Here is a 25,292-nt window from a genome sequence, read left to right on the forward strand (position 1 = left end):
TAGGCAGGCGGTTCACACCGCTTGCCGATACTGCTCCGGGGACTGTCATGCATTTTCGTTTCGCTTCCACCAGCGTGCTGGCGCTTGCGCTCACCGCCTGCGCTGCTGCCCCTGCTCCGCAATCGGCAAGTTCGGCTCCGGTCGCGGCGGCGCAGGCCACCGCGCCGGCTGCCGCTCCCTTGAGCGCGCTGGTCGAGGAAGTGTCGATTCCCTACGACAGCTTCACGCTCGCCAACGGGCTGACCACGCTGGTCCACACCGACCGCAAGACTCCGGTGGTGGGGGTCACGCTGTACTACCGCGTGGGATCGAAGAACGAACCGCGCGGACGCACCGGCTTTGCGCACCTGTTCGAACACCTGATGTTCGGCGGCAGCGAGAACGTCGAAAGCTTCGATGTCCCGCTCGAAGCGGTCGGTTCGACCAGCACAAATGGTTCAACCTGGTATGACCGGACCAATTACGTGGAAACGGTGCCGACCGGCGCGCTCGATCGGGCGCTGATGATGGAGGCGGACCGAATGGGCCACCTGCTGGGCGCGGTCACCCAGGACAAGCTCGACAAGCAGCGGAGCGTGGTCAAGAACGAGAAGCGGCAGGGCGACAACCAGCCTTATGGCCTGGTCGAGTACGCGATCGGTGACGGGCTGCTGCCGGTCGGCCACCCGTACCGCCATTCGACGATCGGCTCGATGGCCGATCTGGATGCCGCCAACCTGACCGATGTGCGCAACTGGTTCCGCGATCACTACGCGCCCAACAACGTGGTGCTGGCGCTGGCGGGCGACATCGATCTCGCGACCGCGCGGGCCAAGGTGGAAAAGTGGTTCGGCGCCATTCCCCGCGGTCCCGAGGTCAAGCCGGTCGATGCGCCGGTGGTCGGCCCCGCCGCGCCGGTCAGGCGGGAGATGACCGACCAGGTTCCGGTCACCCGGGTCACCCGCGCCTGGACCGGTCCCGGCATCAACCATGCCGACGCTCCGGCGCTGGCGGTGGGCATGTATATCCTTGGCGGGCTCGCGAGTTCGCGGCTCGACAACGCGCTGGTGCGCGGTGACGAGTTGGCGGTGCGGGTGTCTGCCGGCAACCAGCAGCAGGAACTGCTGAGCTTTCTGCAGGCGGACATGGACGTGAAGCCCGGCACCGACCGGGCCGCGGCCGAAGCGGCGTTCGACAAGGTGATCGCCGACTTCATCGCGCGCGGACCCACGCAGGACGAAGTCCAGCGCGCCGCGACCAAGATCGTGTCCGGCCAGATCGGCGCGCTGGAGGAAGTGGGCGGGTTCGGCGGCAAGGGCGCGACCTTGGCCGAGGGGCTGCTCTATTCGAACGATCCGGCGGATTACAAAAAGCAGCTCGAGGCGATTGCCGCGCTGACGCCGGGGCAGGTTCAGGATGCATTGCAGCGCTGGCTGAGCCGGCCGGCGCTCACCGTAGCGGTGGTCTCGGGCGAGCGGACCGAAGATGGCGCCACCATGGGCGGCTGGGGCGACGAGGGCACTGTTCCTGCTCCGCAGCCTGACGCGAAAAAGCCGGTCCCGCCGATCGCCAAGTCGCCGCCAATCGCGATCCCGCCGGTCGAGGACGTGGGTGAGCTGACTTTCCCCGCGATCGAACGGGCGACGCTGACCAACGGCATCCCGGTCGCTCTCGCCCGCCGGACCGCAGTACCCAAGGTGATGGTCGACCTGCGGTTCAACGCGGGTTATTCGGCCGACGGCTTGGCGCGCGCCGGAACCCACTCGCTGATGGTCAGCGCGCTGGACGAAGGCACCACCACCCGCGACGCGACCCGGATCGCGGAGGACCAGGAGCGGCTGGGGGCGGACATCTCCACCGGCACCTCGCTCGATTACGATGACGTGTTCCTCACCGCGCTGTCGGCTAACCTCGCGCCGTCGCTCGAACTGATGGCGGACATCGTGCGTAACCCCGCGTTCCGGGCCGATGACGTCGCCCGGCTCAAGAACCAGCGCGCCGCCGACATCGCCCAGCAGCTCGCGTCTCCGCAGGGGCTGGCATCGCGCGCGCTGGCGCCGCTGGTCTATGGCGAAGGGCACCCATACGGCACCGTCGGCGCACTCGGCACCACGGCAGTGGTGGCCAAGCTGACTCCTGAGGACCTGACTGCCGAAGCGCAGGCCTGGCTCCGCCCTGAAAACGCGCGGATCACCGTGGTCGGCGACGTGACGATGGCCGAGCTTCTGCCCCAGCTCAACCAGGCGTTCGGCAACTGGTCGAGCAGCGAGCAAGCGCCTGCAAAGAAGGACCTGCCCCTGATCACCCCGGCGGCCGAAACCCGGCTGGTGGTGATCGACCGCCCGAACTCGCCGCAGTCGGTGATCTATGCCGGGCGGCTGCTGCCGGTCACCGGTGCGACCGCCAACCTGGAATCGCTCGACCTTGCCAACGAAGTGCTCGGCAGCGGTTTCCTGTCGCGCCTCAACCTGCTGATCCGCGAGGAAAAGGGGTGGAGCTATGGCGTTCGGACCGGCGTGACCGCACCTGAAGGGCAGCGGTTGTTCACGTTCTCGGCGCCAGTGCAGGCCGATCGGACGGGCGATTCGGTCGCGCTGGCACTCGACGTGATCGGCCAGTTCGCCGGCGGCGGCAAAGGGGTCGACGCGAACGAGTTCAACCGCGTGACCGACGGCAACATCCGCGGCCTGCCCAACCGATTCCAGACCAACGGCCAGGTGCTGCGCGCGCTGCTCGACCTCCAGGCGCGCGGCCGGCCCGACGATTATTACACCAAGTTGCCCGATACCTATCGCGCCATCCGGACGAACGCGATCGACCAGGCGGCGCGGGATTATCTCGGCGCGGGCGGGCTGACGATCGTGGTCGTGGGCGACCGCGACGTGATCGATCCGCAACTGGCCAAGCTGAAGCTGCCGATCACTTACTTGCCAGCCGATACCGGCGCCCCCGTTGACACCGATGTCAGCAGCGGGGAATAACCCTTCCAGTCATTCCCTTTCCAATCATTCAGAGGATTTGCCCATGTCTGTTGCCGGCAGCTACGATTGCATCACCAAGACCCCGATGGGTGACCAGAAGAGCGTGTTCACCATCGAAGACAACGGCGATGGCACCTTCACCGGCAAGAACGCCGGCGCGATGGGTTCGATGGACATCGAAAACGGCAAGATCGACGGCAACAACCTGACCTGGACGATGAACATGACTGTCCCGATGCCGATGAAGCTGGAAGGCAGCGCCACCGTTGATGGCGACCAGCTGACCGGCAGCGTCAATGCCGGCGCCTTCGGTGCCATGCCGATGAGCGGGACGCGCCAAGGCTGAGCGCCTGCCAATCACAAGATCGAGAGATCACCAAGGGGGGGCGGCGGAGCGATCCGGCGCCCCTTTTCCATGCGCGAATGGTCTTCTGAAGCATTCGCTTGGCAGGCCAATCGGACGCGTTAGAACTCGCACACGAATACGCCCAAGGGGGAACGAAGATGATGAGGGTCCGGATCGCAGCGACGGTCGCTGCCACTGCGCTGGCATGGCAGCCGGCTTATGCTCATAAGGTCGCCCAGCCCGATTACGCGGCCGAGGCGGAACGGATCATCGAAGGGCTCGGCGCGACGGGGATGACCGCGGCGGTGCTGATGGACGGCAAGGTCGTCTATGCGGGCGCCTTCGGCACGCTGGAGGAAGGTTCGGGCAAGCCGGTCACCAACGACACGCTGTTCCCGATCGCTTCCATCTCCAAGGCGTTCACCACCACCGCGCTCGCCATGCTGGTCGATCAGGGCAAGCTCGGCTGGGACGATCCGGTGCGCAAGTACGTGCCCGAATTCGGCATGTACGACCCCTGGGTCAGCGAGCGGTTCACCGTGCGCGACCTGCTGACGCACCGTTCGGGCCTGGGCCTTGGCGCGGGCGACCTGGTGATGTGGCCTGACGGCAACGCCAAGGCGCCGGACGTGATCAACGCGCTGAAGCACCTGAAGCCGACCACCGGCTTTCGCGACGGCTATGCCTACGACAACCTGCTCTACATCGTCGCTGGCGAGGTGGTGGAGCGGGTTTCGGGCAAGAGCTGGCAGGATTTCGTCACCGACGACATCTTCCGCCCCGTCGGTATGACGGCATGCGCGGCCGATGGCTCGCGGCTCAAGCCCGGGCAGCCTCTCGTGCGCGGTCACGAGCGCGAGGCGGGCGCGAGCGCGGGCGTACCGATCGACCCGCGAATGGAATTCAGCCCCACCGTGGCCCCGGCGGGCGGCATCTGGTGTCCATCCGCCGACATGATGAAGTGGGCGAAGTTCTGGCTCGATGGCGGCGTGACGGCCGATGGCCAGCGCCTGGTCAGCGAAAAGCAGAAGAACGAGCTGTGGAAGGGCGTCACCCCGGTCGGCAGCGGGACCATCCGGCCCACCGGCGGCTCGACCAACTTGCAGATGTATGCGCTTGGCTGGTTCGTGTCGGACATGGAAGGCACCCCCATCGTCCACCATTCCGGCGGTGCCCCGGGGGTCACCAGCAACCTGATCCTGATCCCGCAACGGAACATCGCGGTGTTTGCCTCGTCGAATGATTACATGAGCACTGCGGGCGCGTGGACCCGCCAGATCGCCGACAAACTGATCGACGGCAAGCAGGACAACGACGTGATCGCGGGCGCGATCAAGTCCAATGCGGAGGTCAATGCCGCGGCCAAGAACGCGGTGGCCGCAGCCGCGGCGCCGCCGAAGAACGCGAAGAAACCCAGCCTGCCAGCAAGTGCCTACGCCGGCACTTATCGTGACCCGTGGTATGGCACCGTTACGATTACCGAGAAACGAGGCCGGCTGGCGATCGACATGAGCCGATCCGAACTGCTCGACGGGCCGCTGACGCCTTACGATGGCGATACGTTTGCGGCGTTCTGGCCCGACCGAACGATGAAGGCCGATGCGTTCGTCACGTTTGCGGTCGAGGACGGCAAGGTGACCGGCATCACGATGAAGCCGATTTCCGACATCACCGACTTCTCGTTCGACTTCCAGGACCTCAACCTGGTGAAGGAGTGATGCCTCCTCACCCCGCCGGATGGTAAAAGTCGTAGATCTTCTGCGCCACGCCTTCGCTGATGCCCGGAGTGCGCTTGAGATCCTCCAGCGCCGCCGCGCGCACCTTGCCCGCGGTGCCGAACGCCAGCAGCAGCGCGCGCTTGCGCCCCGGGCCGATGCCGGGGATCTCGTCCAGCGGTGAGGCGCTGATCGCGCGGCTGCGCTTGGCGCGGTGCGCGCCGATGGCGAAGCGGTGAACCTCGTCCCGCAAGGTCTGCAGGTAAAACAGCAGCGGCGAATTGGTCGGCAGCATCTTCTCGCGCCCGTCGGGAAAATGGAACACCTCGCGCCCCTCGCGCCCGTGGTGCGGCCCCTTGGCGATGGCGATCAACGGCACGTCCTCGATGCCGAGTTCCTCCAGCGCGTCCTTCACGCTCGACATCTGGCCCTTGCCGCCGTCGATCAGCACCAGGTCGGGCCACACACCGCTGCCGCGTTCCTGGCTGCGGTCGGGGTCTTCTTCCAGCGCCCGGGCGAAGCGGCGGGTCATCACCTCGCGCATCATCGCGAAGTCGTCGTTGGTCTGCGCGGTCTTGATGTTGAACTTTCGGTACTGACCCTTGCGGTAGCCTTCGGGCCCGGCGACGATCATTGCGCCGACGGCCTTGGTCCCCTGGATGTGGCTGTTGTCGTATACCTCGATCCGGTCAGGCGGCTCCTGCAGCTCGAGGAACTCGGCAAGCTCGCGCATGATCCGGGTCTTGGTGCCGCTTTCGGCCAGCCGCCGCTCCAGCGCCTCCACCGCGTTGCGCTGCGCCTGCGCCATCAGCCGGCGGCGGTCGCCCCGCTGGGGGACGCTGATCTCCACCCGGTGGCCGGCGGCGGTGCACAGCGCCTCGGCCAGCAGCTCGCATTCGGGCAGGTCGCGGTCGAGCAGGATCGTGCGCGGCGGCGGCACTTCTTCGTAGAACTGGGCGAGTACGTCGGCGAGCACGTCCTCCTCGGTCTCGCCTTCAATGTGGCTGGGGAAGAAGGCGCGGTGGCCCCAGTTCTGCCCACCGCGCACGAAGAACGCCTGGACCCCCATCTGCCCGCCCTTGCTGGCGAGCGCGAAGATGTCGGCGTCCCCCACCCCGGCGGCGTTGATCGCCTGGCTGCCCTGGATCGCGGTGGCCGCGCGCAACCGGTCGCGCAGCATCGCCGCCCGCTCGAAGTCGAGATCGGCGGCGGCGGCGGCCATCTGGGTCTCGATCTTCTTCTGCACCGCGCCCGACTTGCCGGACAGGAAATCCTTCGTCTCGGCCACCAGCTCGGCATAGCCGGCCTCGTCGATCCGGCCGACGCACGGCGCGCTGCAGCGCTTGATCTGGTACAGCAGGCAGGGCCGGTCGCGGCGGGCGAAGAAGCTGTCGGTGCAGCTCCTGAGCAGGAACAGCTTCTGCAGCGCGTTGATCGTGGTGTTGACGCTGCCCGCGCTGGCGAACGGGCCATAGTAGTTGCCCTTGCTGCGCCGCGCGCCGCGATGCTTCTGGATGCGTGGAAACGCGTGTTCAGCGCGCAGCAGGATGAAGGGGAAACTTTTGTCGTCGCGCAGCAGCACGTTGTACGGCGGGCGGAACCGCTTGATCAGCTGCGCTTCCAGCAGCAATGCCTCCGCCTCGGAGTTCGTGGTGACGATCTCCATCCGGCGGGTCTGGCTGACCATCCGCTTCAGCCGGGTGGAGAGCGCTTTAACCTGGGTATAGTTCGCCACCCGCGCCTTCAGGCTGCGCGCCTTGCCGACGTAGAGCACGTCGCCGCGCGCATCGAGCATGCGATATACGCCCGGCTTGGGCCGCAGCGTGCGCACGGTGTCGCGGATCGCGGCTACCCCCGCCTCCAGGTCCGGGTGCGCGCCGGCGCCCTTCACGGTGTAGGTCGCCCGCTCCTCCAGGAAGCGATCCTGACCGCGCGGGTCTGGCGGGCTTCCCGCCCCGGATCGTTCACCTGTGCGCGACATGGGGATCAGCTAGGAGTCGCGGGCGCGAATGAAAAGGGCCGGCCTCCGCGAAGGAAAGCCGGCCCTGCTTTTCGTCAGCGTAGCCTCAGCGGCAATAGGCCGACTGGTTGGCGTTGCTTGCTGCCGCGGCACCCAGCGCGCCCCCGGCGATGGCGCCGATGATCGTCCCCAGCGTACGCGAATCGCCAGGCGCGATGACGTTGCCGGCCACCCCGCCGACCACTGCACCGCCGAGTACGAGCAGGCCCGTCGAACCGTCCGACCGACGGCAGTAAAGCCGCCCGTCACGACCGCGATACACCCGGTCATCGTACGACAGCTGACGTTCGCGATAGCAGCTATCGTTGCGGTAGTAATTGTCGGCGTAGTACCCGCCATAGCGCGGATCGGGCCGGTTGTAGTCGTACTGACCGTAGCGGCTGGAATATTCGCGATCGTAATAGCCATAGTCGTTGTTGGCGTACCGATCGCCATACCCGCCGTATCGATCGGTGACGCAGCCAGCGGTCATGACCGCGGCGGCAAGCGGGAGAAGCATCATCTTGTTCATGGGCGTTCCAGTTTGCTGGCCGCTCGAAGATGATCGTCAGGGGGGAGCGGCGGGGGGATACGAGGGCATCCCCCCCGCACGGTGATCGTTCCCGCTCTTGCGTCGAGCGGCAACCGACCTAAGCGCAACGACAAGCCATGCAGTACGATGCGATCATCCTGGGCGCAGGCGCCGCCGGCCTGATGTGCGCCGCGCGTGCGGGCCAGCGGGGCAAGCGCGTGGTGGTGCTCGAAAAGAGCGAGGCACCGGGCAAGAAGATCCTGATCTCGGGCGGCGGCCGGTGCAACTTCACCAACCTCCACACCGCGCCAGACCGCTACCTGTCGGCCAACCCGCATTTCGCCAAATCGGCCCTTGCCCGCTACACGGCGCGCGACTTCCTCGATCTGGTGGAACGCCATGGCATCGCCTGGCATGAAAAGACGCTCGGGCAGCTGTTCTGTGACGGGTCGGCGCGCCAGATCGTCGATCTGTTGCTGGACGAATGCGCCAGGGGCTCGGTCGAGATCAGGTGCGGTGCCGATGTGGGCGCAGTCGATCACGCCGATGGATCGTTTCGCGTGGGCGACGTTGCCGCGCCCGCACTGGTGATCGCCACCGGCGGCCCGTCGATCCCCAAGATGGGGGCGACCGGCTTTGCCTATGACCTGGCGCGCCGGTTCGGGCTGAAGGTGGTGGAGCCGCGCCCCGCCCTCGTCCCGCTCACCCTCGGCGGCGAGGAGGTGCTGTTCTGCGAAATCTCGGGCGTATCGGCTCCGGTTACGGCGAGCGCGGGCAAGACCCGCTTTGCCGAAGCCGCGCTGTTCACGCATCGCGGCCTGTCGGGCCCGGCAATCCTGCAGGTGTCCAGTTACTGGCGCCCGGGAGAGCCGGTCGTCATCGACTTCCTGCCAGGACGCTCCGCTGGATGGCTGGTCGAGGCCAAGCGAGCGAGCCCGCGCGCAACGCTGCGCTCGCTGCTGCGCGGTGCCCTGTCGGCCCGACTAGCGGATATCCTCGCGGACCGACTGACCCTGCCGGCGGAACTGGCGAACCTGTCCGACAAGGCCTTGCGCGAAGCCGAGATGCGCTTGGCCGCATGGACCTTTCATCCAACCGGGACCGAGGGGCTTGCCAAGGCGGAAGTCACCGTGGGCGGAATCTCGACCGCCGAGCTGTCGTCGCAGACGATGGCGGTCAAACGCGTGCCCGGCCTGTTCGCCATCGGCGAAGCGGTGGACGTGACGGGGTGGCTGGGCGGCTATAACTTCCAGTGGGCCTGGGCGAGCGGCGTCGCGGCTGGAGAGGCGATTTAGCAGTCGCATCGCCAAAGCGGCGTCCGCCTTGCCGCGCACGACCGTCAAGTGACAATCGCGCGCGGATATTGGTCAGAACATCTTGCGGAATTCGATCCCGACGGTGCGACCGGTCGGATCGATCAGCGCGGGTTGATAGCGTAGCGGAACGATGCCGTCGGCATCCGTCACCCGCTGCTGCGCGTCGAACAGGTTCCTCACCCTCAGGCTGAGCCGGGTTCCCTTCCAGAACCCCGGCTCGCCGCCGCCCGTCAGCCAATCCTGCTGTTCCAGATTGGCAAACAGGTTGAGATTGACCGTCGCCAGCTCCCCAAACCGCAGATCGCTCGATCCCGGCAAGCCGCTGCCGCGCACGGTGGTGCCGGATTGATAATTGGCGGAAACGCGGGCGCCGAGTCCGTCCTTAAACACGCCGCCCTCCAGCTCGATGCGGTGGCGGGACACGCCGCCATCGGTAAGGCCATCGCCCTGCAACAGATCGAGCTCCGGGCCGCCATCGGCGATCAGGGCGCGATTGGTGAGTTCGACCGTGTGATACAGGGACAGATTCCAGCGACCCTGGCCGTCGCCGCCCCCGCCGAAGGGACTGCCGCCGGCGCCGCGCCCGCCGCCGCTGCCGCCGCGCCCGCCGGCACCGGCGCCGCGCTCGCCGTCCGGACCGCGCTGTCCGCCAGGCTGACCGCCGCGCCGGCCGGAGCCGCCGCTGCCGTCCGCCGGCAGCGCGCACAACCGGGTGCGCAGCTCGGCGAGCCGCGCCGGGTCGATCGTTCCGTCAGGTCCCTTGAGCCGATCGGCGATTTCCGGCGGGAGCGCGGCGGGATCGACCGGCTGCCCGTCCGCGCCGCAGTTGAGCGCCGTGCGCAGGGCCGCGAAGCGCGCCGGATCGAAGGTGCGACCGCCGGCGTCGGCGCGCGGCGTACCGTCGGCGTTGCACATGCGGGTGCGCGCTTCGGCCACCTTCGCCGGATCAATCTGTCCGTCGGGGCCTTTCAGTCGCTCGGCCATGCGCTCCGGCAATCCGGACAGATCCGGCGCCGCGTCCGCGGGGCTGGCGCAAAACTGCGTGCGCATCTGGGCGAACCGCGCCGGATCGAACGATCCGCCGGCACCTGCCGCGGGGGGCGCGGGCTCCGCCGCAGCCATCGCGCCGCGGAAACCACCGCGCCCCGCGCCGCCGCTGTCCTCGGTCTCCGGCTTCGGTTTGCCGACTTTGCCGAACAGGTTGATCCCGTAGCGGATCCGCGACGAATTGCGCTCAGCGAAAGTCACCGGACGCCGGTCGATCGACAGCAGCGTGCCATCGGCCGCGCGCGCCACCCGGCCCGGGAACGCCGCCTCGATGGCGGGGGTCAGCAGCGGGAACCCCTCGGTGGTGTCGTCCGACTGGTTGCGGAAGTATTCGACGCGGATGTTGGCCCGGTCGAACCAGTCGAGGTCGTAGCTCGCCGACAGCTTGAGATCGCGCTGGGTTTCTTCGCGCAAGCCGGGATTGCCGCCGCTGGTTACCGTGGCGAGCACGGTTTGCCCGGTCGAGAAATCGAACACCGGCACGTTCACGTCAATGATGGTGGGGCCGCCAAGCTGGCTCAGCCCCGGAGCGACCTTGCGCACGGTGTAGCTGCCCTGCAGCGCCAGCTTTTCGGCCGGTCGCCAGTTGGCGCCCACATTCCAGTCGGTCAGCGTGCCGAAGTCCGACAGATGATCGATCCCGCCGCCGAAATTGAGCGACAGGTCGCCGATCGCGTCGAGGACTCCCTCACGCGTGCTGGCGATGGGCACGCCCACATTGAATCCGGCGTTGAGATTGCCGCGGGTGAGCTGGGTCGGCGCGAGGCCGGAACGGGTGTCGCTGCTCTCGATCCGGGTCCAGTCGTAGCCCGCGTCGAGCGTCACGTTGACCTCTCCGCCCGGCAGACGCACGGGCGTGCCGGCGAGGGTGTTCTTCTGGCTAGCGGACCAGACCCGGCTCAGCGACTGGTCGAACCCGCCCCCCGCGGTGGCCGGCAGCGCGCCGTCCAGCGCCAGCGTCCCCGCCGCGGCGGCAGCGACCAGCCCGCCCGTGTCGCGGCGCCGGTCGATCCGGCTGTCAGTGTCGGTGCGGCTGGCATCGAGCGTGCTGGAAAGCTGCCAGTCGCCCAGCGGCATGTTGTAGCCCGCGCCGAGCGAATAGGTATCGGTGGCGGTCTTGCGGGTGATCGGATCGGCATCGAGCGTGCGCAGCGCCTGGGCCCCGGAGGGATCGGTCAGCACCACCGTGTCCAGCCCCGACAGCGCGGTGCGCACATTGCGGCTGACGTTGCCGTTAAGGGTCAGTTGCTTGCCTGATCCCAATTCGCCCAGCCCGGTTGTCAGAGTGGCGTTCGCCTCGACCGTTTCCGAGCGCGCGACGAGGGAACGGTAATCAGCGGGATCGGGATCGGTAGCGAGCGTCGGACTGCTGCCGGCCGCCTGCACGACGCCGCGGTCGCCTTCAGTCAGCGGACTGGTCCGCGTGTATTCCAGGTTGGCGCTGGTCCGGCGCGGGCCGGTGATCGTCAGCAGCGATGCCTCCGCCTCGGCCGTCGCGGTCCCGCCGCGGGTCGGGGCGCTGAATTCCACTTCCACTTCGGTAGAGGCGAACGCGTCCTTCAGGATGAAGTTGATCACCCGCGCATCGGCAGCGTAGCCGAACTTGAGCGCGACTTCCTCGGGCAGCACCTCGACCTTGCGGATCGCTTCGGGCGGAAAGCGGCGGATCTCACGAAAGCTGGTGATGCGCTGGCCGTTGACCAGGATCACCGGGCGCCCCCCACGGCCGCGTCCAGAACCGACTTGCGGAGACAGTTGCGCGACCAGATCCTCGATCGAGGTTGCGCCATATGCGGCGATGTCCGCTTCCTCCAGTTCCAGCACCGGCGGACTGTCGGTCACCACCTGGCCCGGCAGCCGCGTGGCGGTGACGACGATCTCGCTCTCGTCGGCGTCGGCGTCATCGGCGGCCGCCGGGGTCTCCGCCTGCGCGGTGCCGCCGGCATCCTGGGCGCTCAAGGGAGCGGCGATGGCAAGAGCGAACAGCGAAACGGGGTAAAGGGAACGCAAGTGATCTGTATCCTTGATTGTTGGCTGCGGCTCCCCTTCCGCGACGTCCTGCCTTGCGGAAGTGGGCATGGGGCACAACCCGAACTCGGGTAACTTTTTGTCGCGCAAAGCTTTCCCTGCGATGAGCGCGTGCTTCCCTTTTGGCGCGAGCGCGTATATGGGGCGCGGCCAGTCCGACCGGGCATCCGCCTCGTCCAATCATCAGAAAGTACCGACAAACCGCATGGCCAAAGAAGAACTCCTCGAAATGCGTGGGAAAGTGGTCGAACTGCTGCCCAACGCGATGTTCCGGGTGGAGCTCGAAAACGGCCATGAAATCCTCGGCCATACCGCCGGCAAGATGCGCAAGAACCGCATCCGCGTGCTGACGGGTGACGAGGTGCTGGTCGAATTGACGCCTTACGATCTGACCAAGGGGCGGATCACCTACCGCTTCATGCCTGGGCGCGGCGGCCCGGGGCCGCAGTAACCAGCGCCGGGCGGTCATGCCCGACCTGATCCTCGCGTCTGCCAGCCCGCGCCGGCGCGAACTGCTCGCCCGGCTAGGCATCACGCCGGCGGACGTGATCGCTACCGACATCGACGAAACGCCGCGCGGGGCTGAATTGCCGCGCGATTATGCATCACGCATGGCGCGCGAAAAGGCACTTGCCGCGCCCGCACCTGACAAGTTCGTGCTGGCCGGGGACACGGTCGTAGCCGCAGGCCGGCGTATTCTGCCCAAGGCGGAAGACGAGGCGACCGCGCGCTCGTGCCTGGAACTCCTGTCCGGCCGGCGCCACCGGGTCCTGTCCGCCATCGCGCTGCGCGCACCCGATGGCACGATCCGCGAACGATTGAGCGAGACTCAGGTCCGGTTCAAGCGCCTCTCCAGCCAAGAGATCGACGCCTACCTCGCAGGCGGCGAATGGCACGGCAAGGCAGGCGGATACGCCATCCAGGGCTCCGCCGAAGGCCTGATGGCGTGGATCGCCGGCAGCCACTCGGGCGTCGTGGGATTGCCATTGTTCGAGACCCGCGCACTGTTGCAGGCGGCAGGCTTCCAAGTCCGGTGACCCGGGCCAGATGACCTGGCTGGTCGAACAGGGGATCGGCGAGGAGCGGGCGCTCCAATACCGGAACGGACGCGCGGTGTCGGCCCGGCTGCGCTGGCCCGGCGGCCTGGAAGCGGGGCTAGTGGCCGATGCCGTATTGGTTGAGCGCGCCAAGGGCGCATTCCGCGGGCGCGCCCGCTTTTCGGGCGGTGAGGACGCGCTGGTTGATCGCCTGCCGCCGGATGCGAGCGAAGGCGCTCCGCTGGGCCTCGAAGTGACCCGCGCCGCGGTGACCGAACGCAAGCGCGGCAAGCTCGCCCAGGCGCGTCCGACCGACGCGGACCCCCGGCCTGCACCGACGCTGGCCGAGACGCTGCCGGATTTTTCTGTCGTCCGCCGCTTCCCCGACGGGGCCTGGGACGAGCTGTGGAGCGAAGCGTGGGAGGGCGATGTCACCTTTCCCGGTGGCGCGCTGCAATTCGCCCCGACTGCCGCGATGACGCTGATCGACGTCGACGGTCCCCTGGCGGCGCGCGCGCTCGCGCTCGCGGCGGTCCCGGCGCTTGCCGCATCGCTCACCCGATTCGATCTGGGGGGATCGATCGGGGTCGACTTTCCCACTTTGGCCGCCCGCGAGGACCGCAAGGCGGTCGATGCGCTCCTGGGACAGGCGCTGTCCGGGTGGGCTCACGAGCGGACGGCGATGAACGGCTTCGGCTTCGTGCAGTTGGTCGCGCGCCAGACCGGCCCGTCGCTGCTGCATCGGCTGGCGTTCGACCGGGCGGGTGCCGCTGCGCGCAAGCTGCTGCGGGATGCCGAAGGGCTGGCGGGCGCGGGGGCGGTGCTGCTCGCCGCGCACCCGGCCGTGGTCGCCGCGCTGTTACCGGAGTGGTTGACCGAACTCGCGCAGAGAACCGGGCGCGAAGTACGGGTGCAACCGGCCGCCGATGTTGCGCTGGGGCCGGGCCATGCCCAGATGGTTCCCCGATGACCTCGCCCAGCCGCCTCGCCGCTCGCCCGTGCCCGATCTGCAGAAAGCCGCGCGGCGATGCGCACGCGCCGTTCTGCTCGACCCGGTGCAAGGACCGCGACCTGGTCCGGTGGTTTTCCGACAGCTACGCCGTGCCCGGACGGCCGGCCGATCCCGAAGACCTTGACCGGGCGCTTGACGCATCGCGCGATTGAGGCACTTGCCAAGGCGCGCGCCCTTGGCCATAGCGCCGCCTCGCCAACCGACGGCCGCTGACAGCGCCGTCGTGCAGTGCCGCCTCGGTAGCTCAGTTGGTAGAGCATGCGACTGAAAATCGCAGTGTCGGTGGTTCGAATCCGCCCCGAGGCACCACTTCCCAAGGTCGCACATCCTGACCTGCAAATGCGGCGGTTTCTGCTCGCGTCGTACTGATCGAGTGGATATGAACACGGCGATGGACGGTGGGCCGCTCGATTCAAACCCGGCTTTCATGGCGTTCGGCGGCGAAGTGGCGGGCCTCATCCGCGCGCGGGACTGGTCCACATCGCCGCTCGGTGAGCCCGGCACCTGGCCTCAGCCGCTGGTGCAGGCGGTCAATCTGATCCTCGCGTCGCGGCTGCCCATGTTCCTGGCGTGGGGCCCGGAACTCGGCTTTCTCTACAACGACGCCTACGCCGTGATCCTGGCGGAGAAGCACCCTGCCGCCCTGGGCGGGCGGTTCCAGGAGATATGGCCGGAGATCTGGCCGGACTTGCACCCGCTGGTGCAATCCGCCCTGCGGGGCGAGCCGGTGTATCACGAAAACCAGCATTTCGTGATGAACCGCAAAGGGTTCGACGAAGAGACCTGGTTCACGTTTTCCTATTCCGCGGTCGTCGATGACGGCGGCACCGCTCAGGGTATCTTCTGCGCCGTGGTGGAAACCACGCAGACCGTGCTTGCTGAACGCGCCTTGCGCGACAGCGAGGCGCGGCTGAGCCTTGCGGTCGAGGGCGCGCGGATCGGCACGTGGGACTGGGACCTGCGCACGATGCGCGGTGACTGGTCGCCCCGCACGATGGAAATCCTCGGCGCCAGCCACGGCACGGACATCACGCCGGAGCAGCGCAGCGCGACCATCCATCCGGACGATCGCGGCCGCGTGTGGCGCGAATACGCCGCAGCGCTGAAGGACGGCAGCGACCTGGTCAGCGAATACCGGATCGTCCGGCCGTCTGGCGAGGTCCGCTGGATCGCTTCGCGCGGGGCGGTCGAGCGGGACGAGTGCGGCACGCCCGTTCGCACCGCCGGGATCGTGGTCGATGTGACCGAGAGCAAGGCTGCCGAAGCGGCGTTGCGGGAAAGCGAGGAGCGGTTCCGCCTGATGGCGGACGCCGCTCCGCTGATCATGTGGATCACCGATGGCGAGGGCCGAACCGAATTCTTCAACCGGCAGTGGTCCGTCTATACCGGCGACGAATATCAAGCATCGACCGCCAACCGCATCGCCGGTGACTATGTCCACCCGGACGATGCGGCAGAGACAACCACCGCGTTCGACAATGCCCGGTCGGCCGGGACCACCTTCCTGGTCGAACATCGCATCCGTTCTCGCACGGGCGAATACCGGTGGTTCCTGGTCCGGGCGGAGCCGTACCGCGACCCGCACTCCGGCGTGGTCACCCGCTGGTTCGGTGCCTCCGTCGATATCCACGACCGCAAACTGGCCGAAGCGCGCCTGCGGGCGCTGAACGAGACGCTGGAAGTGCAAGTCGCCGCCCGGTCGGCCGAGCGCGAGCGGCTGTGGAACCTGTCGCAGGATATGCTCGCCCGCGCTGACTTCACCGGCATGATGTCGGCGGTAAGCCCCGCATGGGGGCAGGTGCTGGGGTGGAGCGAAGCCGAGTTGCTGTCCCGCGGGTATGCAAGCTTCATGCATCCGGAGGATGCGGACCCGACGCTCCAGGCGATCACCCGAATGCAGGAAGCGGGCCGGCCCACCCGCTTCCGCAATCGCATCTCCGCCAGCGACGGCACCTTCAAGCCGATCGAATGGACCGTCACACCGGAGCCCGACGGCATCAACTTCATCGCCATCGGTCGCGATCTCAGCGAAACCCAGGCGCGCGAGGATGAACTTGAGGCCACTCAGGATGCGCTGCGCCAGGCACAGAAGATGGAAGCCGTGGGGCAGCTCACAGGCGGGTTGGCGCACGATTTCAACAACCTTCTGATGGGCGTTTCGGGCGCCTTGAGCCTCATTACCCGCCGGGTAGAGCAGGGGCGGGTCGACGAGCTGGGCAAATATCTCGAGATGGCGGAGGCGGGAATATCGCGGGCGGCGAGCCTCACGCACCGTCTGCTCGCATTTTCGCGGCGTCAGACGCTCGATCCCAGGCCGGTCGACCTGCGCCAGGTCATTCAGGGCATCGGCGATTTCCTGCAGCGGTCCGTGGGACCGTCCGTGGCGGTCGAGATTGATGGCGGGGACGAAGTGTGGCCGACCTTGCTCGATGCCAACCAGTTCGAGAACGCCCTGCTGAACTTGTGCATCAACGCGCGCGACGCGATGCCGGAAGGCGGAACGGTGCGGATCGCCACCGAGAATTGCCGCCTCGAGGAAGGCTTCGCTGAGGGCGAGGAGGCGGCCGACTGCGTGCTCGTGTCGGTGACCGACACGGGCAGCGGAATGGACGCCCAGACCCTCGAACGGGCGTTCGACCCGTTCTACACCACCAAGCCGACCGGCGAGGGGACCGGGTTGGGCCTGTCGATGGTCTATGGCTTCGTGCGCCAGTCGGGCGGGCAGGTGCGCATCCGTTCGGCTGTGGGTCAGGGGACGACGGTCGAACTGCGCTTCCCCCGCACGCTCTCCGCACAAGCGGCAGACGATCGGGTGGCGCCGACCAGCGCACGGCCGGCAAACAGCCACGGTGAAACCGTGATGGTGGTCGACGATGAGGTCGTCATCCGCTCGCTGGTGGCCGAAGTCCTCCGGGACATGGGCTACAACGTGATCGAAGCCGCCGACGGCGTGCAGGCGCTGGCCCTGCTTCAGTCGAGTCCCCCACTCGATCTGCTGATCACCGATGTCGGCCTGCCAAATGGGGTCAACGGCCGCCAGCTCGCGGACGCGGCGAGGTCGCGCCAGAACGATCTCAGGGTCTTGTTCATCACCGGCTACGCGGAGAACGCGGTGATCGGCGAAAGCCAGCTCGACGCCGGGATGCATCTCCTGACCAAGCCGTTCGAGATGGACGCCCTGACCGCCCGCGTGCAAGAGCTTGTCGCCGGCCCCTAGGCGCCGGACGGTTGTCGGGCCGCCGGCATACCGGCCGCCCGCGCATTTGCCTTCGCCCGCTGATTTCCCTAAGGCGCAGGCCACGCCCCGGCCCCCGCGCGTCTTCAACCGACCCGCCGCCGGGGCGCTCGCGTTCACGGCTGTTCCAAGAAGGTAAGCGCCCATGTCCTCCCGCCGCCGCCAGGTTTACGAAGGCAAGGCCAAGATCCTCTATGAAGGGCCTGAGCCCGGCACCCTGATCCAGTACTTCAAGGACGATGCCACCGCCTTCAACGCCCAGAAGAAGGGCACGATCAACGGCAAGGGCGTAATCAATAACCGGATCAGCGAGTACGTCTTCACGCGCCTCGGCCACATCGGCATCCCGACGCACTTCATCCGGCGGCTGAACATGCGCGAGCAGCTGATCCGCCAGGTTGAGATCATCCCGATCGAGGTGATCGTGCGCAACGTCGCCGCCGGTTCGCTCAGCAAGCGGCTGGGCATCGAAGAAGGCGAACCGCTGCCGCACACGCTGATCGAGTACTGCTACAAGGACGACGCCCTGGGCGATCCGTTCATTTCCGAAGAAGAGATCGCCTGCTTCAACTGGGCCAGTCACGAAGAGATGCAGGACATTTCGTCGATGGCGATCCGCATCAACGATTTTCTGTGCGGCATGTTCGCCGCGATCGGCATCCGCTTGGTGGACTTCAAGCTGGAGTTCGGCCGGGTGTGGGATGGCGATTTCCCGCGCACGATCCTGGCGGATGAGATCAGCCCTGATGGGTGCCGGCTGTGGGACATCGCCACCGGGGAGAAGCTCGACAAGGACCGCTTCCGCCGCGATCTCGGCGGAGAGGAACAGGCGTATCAGGAAGTCGCGCGCCGGCTCGGCCTGCTGCAGGACGATGGCGCGGGTCCGGGCGAGGTATTCGACATGAGCGCGCACCGGTCCCGCCTGCGCTCAACGCCCAAGCCCAAGAAGTAACCGCTCAGATCACGTAGCGCAGGGTCATCCCGCTTGGCCCGACCGCGAATCCGCAGTCGCTGATGTGGTCGCCATCCACCTGCACCGGATGCACGCAGCGGTCGAACGCCACCCGGCGCACGCTGCGGAAGCTGGCGAGGCCAAGCCGGTCGAGCGGCCAGCCGGCGAACGCCGCGGCGGTGAACGCGGCGACCCCGCGGCGCGACGGGCGTTCGAGCACGATCAGCTCCACTGAATCCGCTGCCAGTGAGGCGCCCGGCGACAGGCGGAACGGCCCTGCGTAAAGTGCGCCGTGGCTGACGATCACAGCCGCCGCTTCGCACTTGAACGGCGTTCCGTCAATCAGTTCGCCTGACAACGACATCGTTTCGCGGGGCCATTCGCGCAGCACGCGGAGCAGCGCCACGACGTACGCCATGCGGCCCAGCCGCCGCTTCAATGCCGGCGAGACCCGCGCCACGGCATGGCTGTCGGGCCCGATCGACAGGCACGACACCACCGGTAGATCGCCCAGCGTGTAAAGCGGTGCCCGCACCCATCCCTGTGGCCGGTCCCACGCGCGGAGGACCTGATCTGCCAGCGCCTTTGGTTTGCGGACATAGCCGATCTCGCGCGCCACCAGATTGATTGTGCCCGCCGGCGCGATGCACAGCGGCATCTCGACAGCCCGTGCGCCCAGCGACTGCACCGTGTCGCGCAAGGTGCCGTCACCGCCGTGGACGCAGACCAGCTCGGCATCAGGCGAAATCGTCACCCCTCGCAAGGTCGTCGCTACCGGCGTTACTCGCGCGCCGCGCGCCGTGAATGCGCGCACCAGCGCCTCCAACCGCTCCGGCCGAAAGCTGCCCGCGACGGGGTTGTAGACCAGATCGAGTTTCATGCGCGCCGCGGTTGTTGCCCGGTTCAGCTTCCGCCGGCAAGGAAGGGCGCGATGATGCGTTTCCTGCTGCTCGCCTGCACCGCCCTGCTGGCCGTTCCCGCCTCCGCTGAAGAACCGGCACCGGCCGGGTGGAGCTTCGCAGCCAGCGACGTGCCGGTCGACCCGGCGTTTACTTTCGGCACGCTGCCCAACGGGATGCGCTATGTCCTGCGCGAGAACCACACGCCGCAAGACACGGTGCTGGTGCGCCTGCGGATCGGATCGGGATCGCTGGAGGAAACCGACGAGGAGCGGGGTCTGGCGCACTTTCTGGAACACATGTCGTTCAATGGCTCCCGCAACGTGCCCGAGGGCGAGATGATCAGGTTGCTGGAGCGCGAGGGGCTGGCGTTCGGGGCCGATACCAATGCCTCGACCGGCTTCGAGGCGACCACCTACAAGCTCGATCTGCCGCGGAACGATCCCAAGCTGATCGACACCGCTTTGATGCTGATGCGCGAGACTGCCAGCGAGTTGACCCTCTCGGACGAAGCCATCGAGCGTGAGCGAGGGGTAGTGCTGGCCGAGAAGCGCGACCGCACAACCTATACGCTGAAGGAGACGCAGGACGAGTGGGCGTTCGTCCAACCCGGCGCGCGGTTCCCCGACCGGCTGCCGATCGGCGAGGAGGAAACGCTCAAGGCAGCGGACGCAGCTCGCATCGGCGGATTCTATCGCCGCGCCTATGTTCCTGCGAACACGGTGCTGGTGGTCATTGGCGCGATCGATGTTGCCGCGGTCGAAAGTGCGATCCGGAAGCGGTTTGGGGACTGGTCGGGGCCCCCCGCTCCGCCCAAGCCGCGCGCCGGCCCGGTTGACCTTTCGCGGCAGGGCGAAACCGACATCTACCTCGATCCCGCATTGTCGGAGAGAGTCACCGTCACCCGCCTGTCGCCCTGGCGGCAAGAACCCGACACGATTGCCCAGCGCCGCACGGATTTGCTGGAAAGTATCGGCTACGCCGCCATCAATCGCCGGTTCGAAGCGATCGCCCGCCGGCCCGACGCGCCCTATCGCGGCGCGGGCTTCGGCACCGGCGATGTGTTCGAGGATGGGCGAACCACCAACCTCATCGTCGACGCGCTGGACGGCAAATGGCGCCAGGGGCTGGAAGCCGCAGTGCGCGAGTGGCGGCGCGCGCTGGAACACGGCTTCACCGATGCCGAGATCGCGGAACAGGTGGCCCGCACCCGTCAGAGCCAGGAGAACGCCGCACGGGCCGCCGCCACCCGCAGCAATGGCGTGCTCGTCAATGCGGTGGAGCGACTGATCGCCGACGACCTGGTGCCAGCCACGCCAGAAAGCGCACTGGAACGGTTCAACGCATTCGCGCCGTCGATCACCCCGGCCACGGTGAGGGCCGCTCTGACCGCCGATGCCGCTCCGCTCGACAATCCGCTGATCCGCTTCCAGGGCCGGGTCGCGCCCAAGGGCGGCGCGGACGCTCTGCGAACGGCCTGGAACGCGCTGATGGCCGAGGCTGTCGCATCGCCGACCGCCACCGCCGCCAACGAGTTCGCCTACACCGACTTTGGCAGCCCGAGCGCGGTGGTCACCGATATGGTCGAACCCCGCACCGGCATTCGCATCGTGCGTTTTGCCAACGGTGTGCGCCTCAACCTCAAGCGTACCGTCCTCGAAGCGGATCGGGTACGCTTTGCCATGTCGATCGACGGCGGCAGCTTGCTGGCGACCCGTGAGGACCCGCTGGCGACCGCGATGGCGTCCATGCTGCCGGCGGGCGGTCTGGGCCGGCATTCGCAGGACGAACTCGAAAGCCTGATGGCGGGACGCTCGGTCAGCCTCAATTTCGCAACCGCAGGCGATGTCTTCACCAGCGGCGGCGTCACCACGTCCCGCGATCTGGAACTTCAGTTGCAACTCCTCGCCGCGGCGGTGAGCGATTCGGGTTACCGGCGCGAAGGCGAAGTGCGTTACCGGCGCGAGACTGCCAACTGGTTCCTGCGCAAGGACGCCACCCCCGGCGGCGCCGTCGGATCGCGTATCGGCGGAATCCTGTCGGATGACGACCCGCGCTTCACCACTCAGCCGCCAGGGGATTACCAGAAGCTGTCGTTCGACAAGCTGCGCGCCGCGATCGGCGACCGCCTGGCGCGCGGCGCGCTTGAGCTAGCACTGGTCGGCGATGTCGACGAAGAACCGGCGATCGCGTTGGTCAGCAGCACGCTGGGTGCGTTGCCCCCGCGCGAGCCTGAGTTCCAGCCGCGGGAAGCGGCGCGAGAACGCGCTTTCACTGCCCAGCGTTCAGCCCGGGTCGTCCGCCATACCGGAGAAGCCGACCAAGCGTTGCTGCAGTACACCTGGCCTACCACCGACGACCGCGACGCCGTCACCGTCCAGCAACTCGAACTGCTTGAGCGGGTGGCGCGGATCGAACTGACCGACGAGATCCGCGAGCGGCTCGGCAAGGCCTATTCACCGGGGGCGTCCAGTTCGCCATCGCAAGTGTGGCGAGGATACGGCACGTTCTCTCTCGCGGCATCGATCGACGTGGGCGATGTGGCGGCGACGCGCGCAGCCATCCGCACGGTTCTGGAGCAACTCAGCGCACAGCCGGTCAGCGCCGATACGCTGGAGCGCGCGCGGCGTCCGCTGCTCGAAAACTATGCCAGCGCGCTGAAAACCAACGGTGGCTGGCTGCGCCTAGCCGGCCGCGCACAGAGCGAGCGCGAGCGGATCGACCGGTTCTATGCCGCCCAGGCGCAGATTGCAGCGATCACTCCCGCAGACCTGCAGGCGCTGGCCGCGCGGTACCTGGCGCCTGACGCGGCGGTCGAGGTGCTGGCCCTGCCGGCCGGGGAAAGCGGCGGCTAAGCCTTGCCGCACAGGGCGGCCTCGGCCATAGGCTGCCGGCGACCCCGCCAGCCAGCGAAAGGGCCGTAGCCCCATGAAAGTCCGCGTTCACGTCAGCCTGAAGCCAGGGGTGCTCGACCCGCAGGGCCGTGCCGTTCATCACGCGCTGGAAGGTCTCGGGTTCTCAGGCGTGGAGGACGTGCGCGTCGGCCGCCTGATCGAACTCGAGGTGGCGAGCGAAACTACGGATGCCGCGCTGGACGAGATGTGCCGCAAGCTGCTCGCCAACATGGTGATCGAAAACTACCGTATCGAGAAGCTGGAGACCGCGTGATGGCGTTCCGCGGCGCGGTCATCACCTTCCCTGGCTCCAACTGCGATCGAGACATGGCGGTCGCGCTGGAGAAAGTCTCCGGCGAACGGTCGCTGCGGGTGTGGCACGGTGATGCCGAACTGCCAGATCGGCTCGATTTCATCGCAGTGCCGGGCGGGTTCTCGTACGGCGATTACCTGCGCTGCGGGGCCATCGCCAGCCGCAGTCCGATCATGCGTGCGGTGGTGGAGGCCGCGGGCCGCGGCGTGCCGGTGCTGGGGGTGTGCAACGGGTTCCAAGTGCTCACCGAGGCGGGGTTGCTGCCCGGCGCGCTGATGCGCAATGCGCAGCTCAACTTTACCTGCCGCGTGGCGCCGCTCACCGTGGAGAACAACCAGTCGCTGTTCACCGCGGGGTACGCAGCGGGATCGACGATCAATCTTCCGGTCGCGCATCACGACGGCAACTTCTTCGCCGACACGGACACGCTCGACCGCCTTGAAGGCGAAGGCCGGGTGGCGTTCCGCTATGCCGATGATTGCAACGGATCGCAGCGCCGGATCGCCGGGATACTCAACGATACCGGCACGGTTCTGGGCATGATGCCGCACCCCGAACGGGCGATCGAGCCTGAGCTTGGCGGCACCGATGGCCGCGCGCTGTTCGCCGGCGCGGTCGGAGCGCTGGTCGGCGCTTAGGCGCGCAGGCGTTCGGGAACCGCCGCCCGCCGGCGGAACAGTTGCAGCGCATCGTCGGCGCGCATCGGCCGGCCGAAGTAATAGCCCTGAATTTTCGTGCACCCCATCCGGCGAATCATCTCGGCTTCCTCGGCCGTCTCGACACCTTCCGCGGTGGTGCTCATCTCCAGGCTGTCGGCCATCGCGACGACCGCGCGGATGATCGCCAGGCTCTCCTTGCTGTCCTGCGCCGCGCCTTGCACGAAGCTGCGATCGACCTTGATGGTCGAGAACTTGATCTTTCGAAGGTACCCTAGCGAGGAATAGCCAGTTCCGAAGTCATCGAGCGCGACGGTGCAGCCTAGCGCCATCACCTGCTCCAGCGAGGCGCGCGCGATACTGGCGTCGCGCAGGAAGATGCTCTCGGTCACTTCCAGCTCAAGCCGCCGCGCTTCCAGTCCGCTAGCGGTCAGCGCGCGCACCACGGTGGTGGCGAAATCGGGTTCGAACAGCTGTTCCGGAGAGACGTTGACCGCCACCCGGATGTGGTCGGGCCAACGGGTCGCTTCGCGGCAAGCCTGTTCCATGACCCAGGTGCCGATGGGCACGATCAGGCGGGTATCCTCGGCGATCGGCACGAACTTGCCGGGGCTGATCGGGCCGTGATCGGCGCTGTTCCAGCGGACCAGTGCTTCGAAGCTGACCACGTTTTCCGAATTGGCATCGACCACCGGTTGATAGTGGAGTTCCAGCTCACGCTTCTCCAGCGCCTGGCGAAGCGCGAATTCCAGCTGGCGGCGCTCCTCGGCGTTCGCGTGCAGCAGCGGCTCGTAATTGCGGTGTTCGTTGCCGCCGTCGTCCTTGGCTCGGTAGAGCGCGAGGTCGGCGTTGCGCATCAGTTCCTCGACCGACTTGCCATCCCGCGGACCGATGGCCGAGCCGACCGACGCGCCGACGTACAGCGTGTGGTGATCGACTTCGTACGGCTGCGACAGCCGCGCGATCACATTCTTCGCCACGCGTTCGATGCAGCCCCGTTCCGAAGCGTCACGCACGACGATCGCGAACTCGTCACCGCCAAGGCGGCCGCACATCTCGTTGTCGCCCATCAGCGCCTTGAGCCGCGCTGACACCTGCGCCAGCAGCTTGTCGCCCACGAGGTGACCGAGCGAATCGTTCACCGCCTTGAAGCGGTCGAGGTCGATCATCAGGAACGCACAGCGGGTGCGCCATTGTTCGGCATACCGCAGCGCATCGCCCAGCGCCTCGGTCAGCATCAGGCGATTGGGCAAGCCCGTGAGGGTGTCGTAGCGCGCAAGATAAGCGATCTTCTCGCTCGATTCGCGCTGTTCGGTGACATCGGACCCGACCCCGCGCACGCCCAGGTACGCGCCGTTATCGTCCAGCATGGGGGTGCCCGACAGCTCCCACCAGCGATGCTCGCGGCCGATCGCCACCTTCACCAGCAGGTTGGAGAAGCTTTCGCGGCGTTTCAGGCGCTCGGCCAGATCGTGCAGCGACGGCGGAAACTGGCCGGTCTCCCACGCCTCCCCTGCGATCAGCTCTACGAACGGCCGGCCTTCGACCTCTTCCACCGGACGCCCGAGCGCGAAGGCGAAGCGGGGAGAGGCACCGCGGACCATCCGGTTGGTATCCACCTGCCACAACCAGTCTGCCTGGTTTTCCTCGAATTCGCGCAGCAGCAGCGACACGACCTCGCTCTTCTCCGCGTTCCCCGCCTCGGCCAGGCAGGCGGTCAGATGCACGCGCGAGACACTGGCCACGCCCTTGGCCACCGCCGCCAACATGATCGCGATCCCTGCGGCGAGGGAGAACTGTCCGAACCAGAGGAAGCTCAGGATCATTGCACCGCCCGCGACGGCGCCCATGATGATTGTCGCCAGAGGCGCGGCGCCCAACGCCAGGGAGGATCCGATTAGCAGCACGCTGAACAGCACCCCCAGGCTGGCGCGCTCGACGTCGGTCCCGAAAATCGCAAATCCGAAGATAGGGATGCACCATGCAGCGGAGACGACGAAGGTCGCTCGTGCCTTGCGGTTCATCTCGTCCCGGGTGACGCGGGGCCGGTCCCCGACGGCGACACCCCGATTGGCCCGCCGGTTGACGACCAGGCTCACGCCAAGAGCGGCGATGAACACCGCCATCAACCAGATCGGCGCCGTGCCCGCATAAATTGCCACCGTCAGCAGCGCACACAAAGCGTGAACCGCAGTCCGCTGCCCGGCGGTGCTGATTAGCTGCGAATACTGCAGACCGCGCAGCCGGCCCCAATCCTCACCCTCGGGATCCTTGAGACCAAGGATCGCCAGGAGCGGCAAGTCGGCCGGTTTTTGCGGGGTAGGAGAGGTGCTGTCGCTCACCCGCCGCAG

18 protein-coding genes and 1 tRNA gene are annotated in these 25,292 nt (G+C 67.4%); 14 read left to right on the forward strand and 5 right to left on the reverse strand.

From position 1 onward, the window contains the following. Positions 1–47: 47 nt before the first annotated feature. The 3 genes from C0V74_RS05610 (at position 48) to C0V74_RS05620 (ending at position 5,024) form a co-directional block, all read left to right on the forward strand. Entirely contained in the window at positions 48–2,960 is a 2,913-nt protein-coding gene (locus C0V74_RS05610) for a pitrilysin family protein (protein ID WP_143250968.1), read from the forward strand. A gap of 43 nt (positions 2,961–3,003) precedes the next feature. Then, on the forward strand, positions 3,004–3,306 hold the full coding sequence (locus C0V74_RS05615) for a hypothetical protein (protein ID WP_143250969.1): 303 nt from the start codon (positions 3,004–3,006) through the stop codon (positions 3,304–3,306). 158 nt (positions 3,307–3,464) lie between these two features. Continuing rightward, positions 3,465–5,024, forward strand: a complete 1,560-nt coding sequence (locus tag C0V74_RS05620; RefSeq protein WP_143250970.1) for a serine hydrolase — start codon at positions 3,465–3,467, stop codon at positions 5,022–5,024. A 7-nt stretch (positions 5,025–5,031) separates the two neighbouring features. Here C0V74_RS05620 and uvrC read toward each other — a convergent pair whose 3' ends face one another. Continuing rightward, complete coding sequence (gene uvrC, locus C0V74_RS05625; protein WP_143250971.1) at positions 5,032–7,002, reverse strand: excinuclease ABC subunit UvrC; 1,971 nt, start codon at positions 7,000–7,002, stop codon at positions 5,032–5,034. An 85-nt stretch (positions 7,003–7,087) separates the two neighbouring features. Further along, entirely contained in the window at positions 7,088–7,552 is a 465-nt protein-coding gene (locus C0V74_RS05630) for a glycine zipper 2TM domain-containing protein (protein ID WP_143250972.1), read from the reverse strand. 137 nt (positions 7,553–7,689) lie between these two features. Between C0V74_RS05630 and C0V74_RS05635 the strand changes: the two genes are divergently transcribed. Next, the gene (locus C0V74_RS05635) at positions 7,690–8,847 is read left to right on the forward strand and encodes an NAD(P)/FAD-dependent oxidoreductase (protein WP_143250973.1); all 1,158 of its coding nucleotides are present in this window, start codon (positions 7,690–7,692) and stop codon (positions 8,845–8,847) included. A 72-nt stretch (positions 8,848–8,919) separates the two neighbouring features. Here the strand turns inward: C0V74_RS05635 and C0V74_RS05640 are convergent, their stop codons facing one another. Further along, positions 8,920–11,925, reverse strand: a complete 3,006-nt coding sequence (locus C0V74_RS05640; protein ID WP_143250974.1) for a hypothetical protein — start codon at positions 11,923–11,925, stop codon at positions 8,920–8,922. Between the two features lie 223 nt (positions 11,926–12,148). On the opposite strand from C0V74_RS05640, the gene infA reads away from it, so the two are divergent. From infA to purC, 7 genes are all read left to right on the forward strand, one after another. Further along, positions 12,149–12,394 (forward strand): translation initiation factor IF-1, encoded by a 246-nt coding sequence (gene infA / locus C0V74_RS05645; protein ID WP_057883479.1) that lies wholly within the window; start codon positions 12,149–12,151, stop codon positions 12,392–12,394. A gap of 16 nt (positions 12,395–12,410) precedes the next feature. Continuing rightward, positions 12,411–12,980 carry a Maf family nucleotide pyrophosphatase gene (locus C0V74_RS05650; RefSeq protein ID WP_143250975.1) on the forward strand — a complete coding sequence of 190 codons (570 nt, stop codon included), beginning with the start codon at positions 12,411–12,413 and terminating at the stop codon, positions 12,978–12,980. Between the two features lie 10 nt (positions 12,981–12,990). Beyond that, positions 12,991–13,950: a ribonuclease gene (locus tag C0V74_RS05655; RefSeq protein ID WP_143250976.1), complete on the forward strand. Its 960-nt coding sequence runs from the start codon at positions 12,991–12,993 to the stop codon at positions 13,948–13,950. Then, a complete protein-coding gene (gene yacG, locus C0V74_RS05660) occupies positions 13,947–14,144 on the forward strand; it encodes a DNA gyrase inhibitor YacG (RefSeq protein WP_143250977.1) in 198 nt (65 codons plus the stop codon). The genes C0V74_RS05655 and yacG overlap by 4 nt, the downstream gene beginning before the upstream one ends. 81 nt (positions 14,145–14,225) lie before the next feature. After that, positions 14,226–14,301 (forward strand) — tRNA-Phe (locus tag C0V74_RS05665). A gap of 70 nt (positions 14,302–14,371) precedes the next feature. Beyond that, positions 14,372–17,209 (forward strand): PAS domain-containing protein, encoded by a 2,838-nt coding sequence (locus tag C0V74_RS05670; protein ID WP_143250978.1) that lies wholly within the window; start codon positions 14,372–14,374, stop codon positions 17,207–17,209. Positions 17,210–17,372: 163 nt separating this feature from the next. Beyond that, positions 17,373–18,179, forward strand: coding sequence for a phosphoribosylaminoimidazolesuccinocarboxamide synthase (gene purC, locus C0V74_RS05675; RefSeq protein ID WP_131624052.1), 807 nt, complete (start codon positions 17,373–17,375; stop codon positions 18,177–18,179). Positions 18,180–18,183: 4 nt separating this feature from the next. Here the strand turns inward: purC and C0V74_RS05680 are convergent, their stop codons facing one another. Then, complete coding sequence (locus C0V74_RS05680) at positions 18,184–19,059, reverse strand: diacylglycerol kinase family protein (protein ID WP_143250979.1); 876 nt, start codon at positions 19,057–19,059, stop codon at positions 18,184–18,186. Positions 19,060–19,110: 51 nt separating this feature from the next. Here C0V74_RS05680 and C0V74_RS05685 point away from each other — a divergent pair, with 51 nt between their 5' ends. The 3 genes from C0V74_RS05685 (at position 19,111) to purQ (ending at position 22,923) form a co-directional block, all read left to right on the forward strand. Then, positions 19,111–21,933, forward strand: a complete 2,823-nt coding sequence (locus C0V74_RS05685) for an insulinase family protein (RefSeq protein ID WP_246844977.1) — start codon at positions 19,111–19,113, stop codon at positions 21,931–21,933. Between the two features lie 73 nt (positions 21,934–22,006). Beyond that, positions 22,007–22,246: a phosphoribosylformylglycinamidine synthase subunit PurS gene (gene purS, locus C0V74_RS05690; RefSeq protein WP_143250980.1), complete on the forward strand. Its 240-nt coding sequence runs from the start codon at positions 22,007–22,009 to the stop codon at positions 22,244–22,246. Further along, complete coding sequence (gene purQ, locus C0V74_RS05695; protein WP_143250981.1) at positions 22,246–22,923, forward strand: phosphoribosylformylglycinamidine synthase subunit PurQ; 678 nt, start codon at positions 22,246–22,248, stop codon at positions 22,921–22,923. The genes purS and purQ overlap by 1 nt, the downstream gene beginning before the upstream one ends. Here the strand turns inward: purQ and C0V74_RS05700 are convergent. Then, entirely contained in the window at positions 22,920–25,283 is a 2,364-nt protein-coding gene (locus tag C0V74_RS05700; RefSeq protein ID WP_246844978.1) for a GGDEF and EAL domain-containing protein, read from the reverse strand. The two genes, purQ and C0V74_RS05700, sit on opposite strands and share 4 nt — an antisense overlap. Positions 25,284–25,292 lie beyond the last annotated feature (9 nt).

Origin of the sequence: Altererythrobacter sp. TH136 (genome assembly GCF_007065885.1) — a bacterium.
GTDB lineage: Bacteria > Pseudomonadota > Alphaproteobacteria > Sphingomonadales > Sphingomonadaceae > Tsuneonella.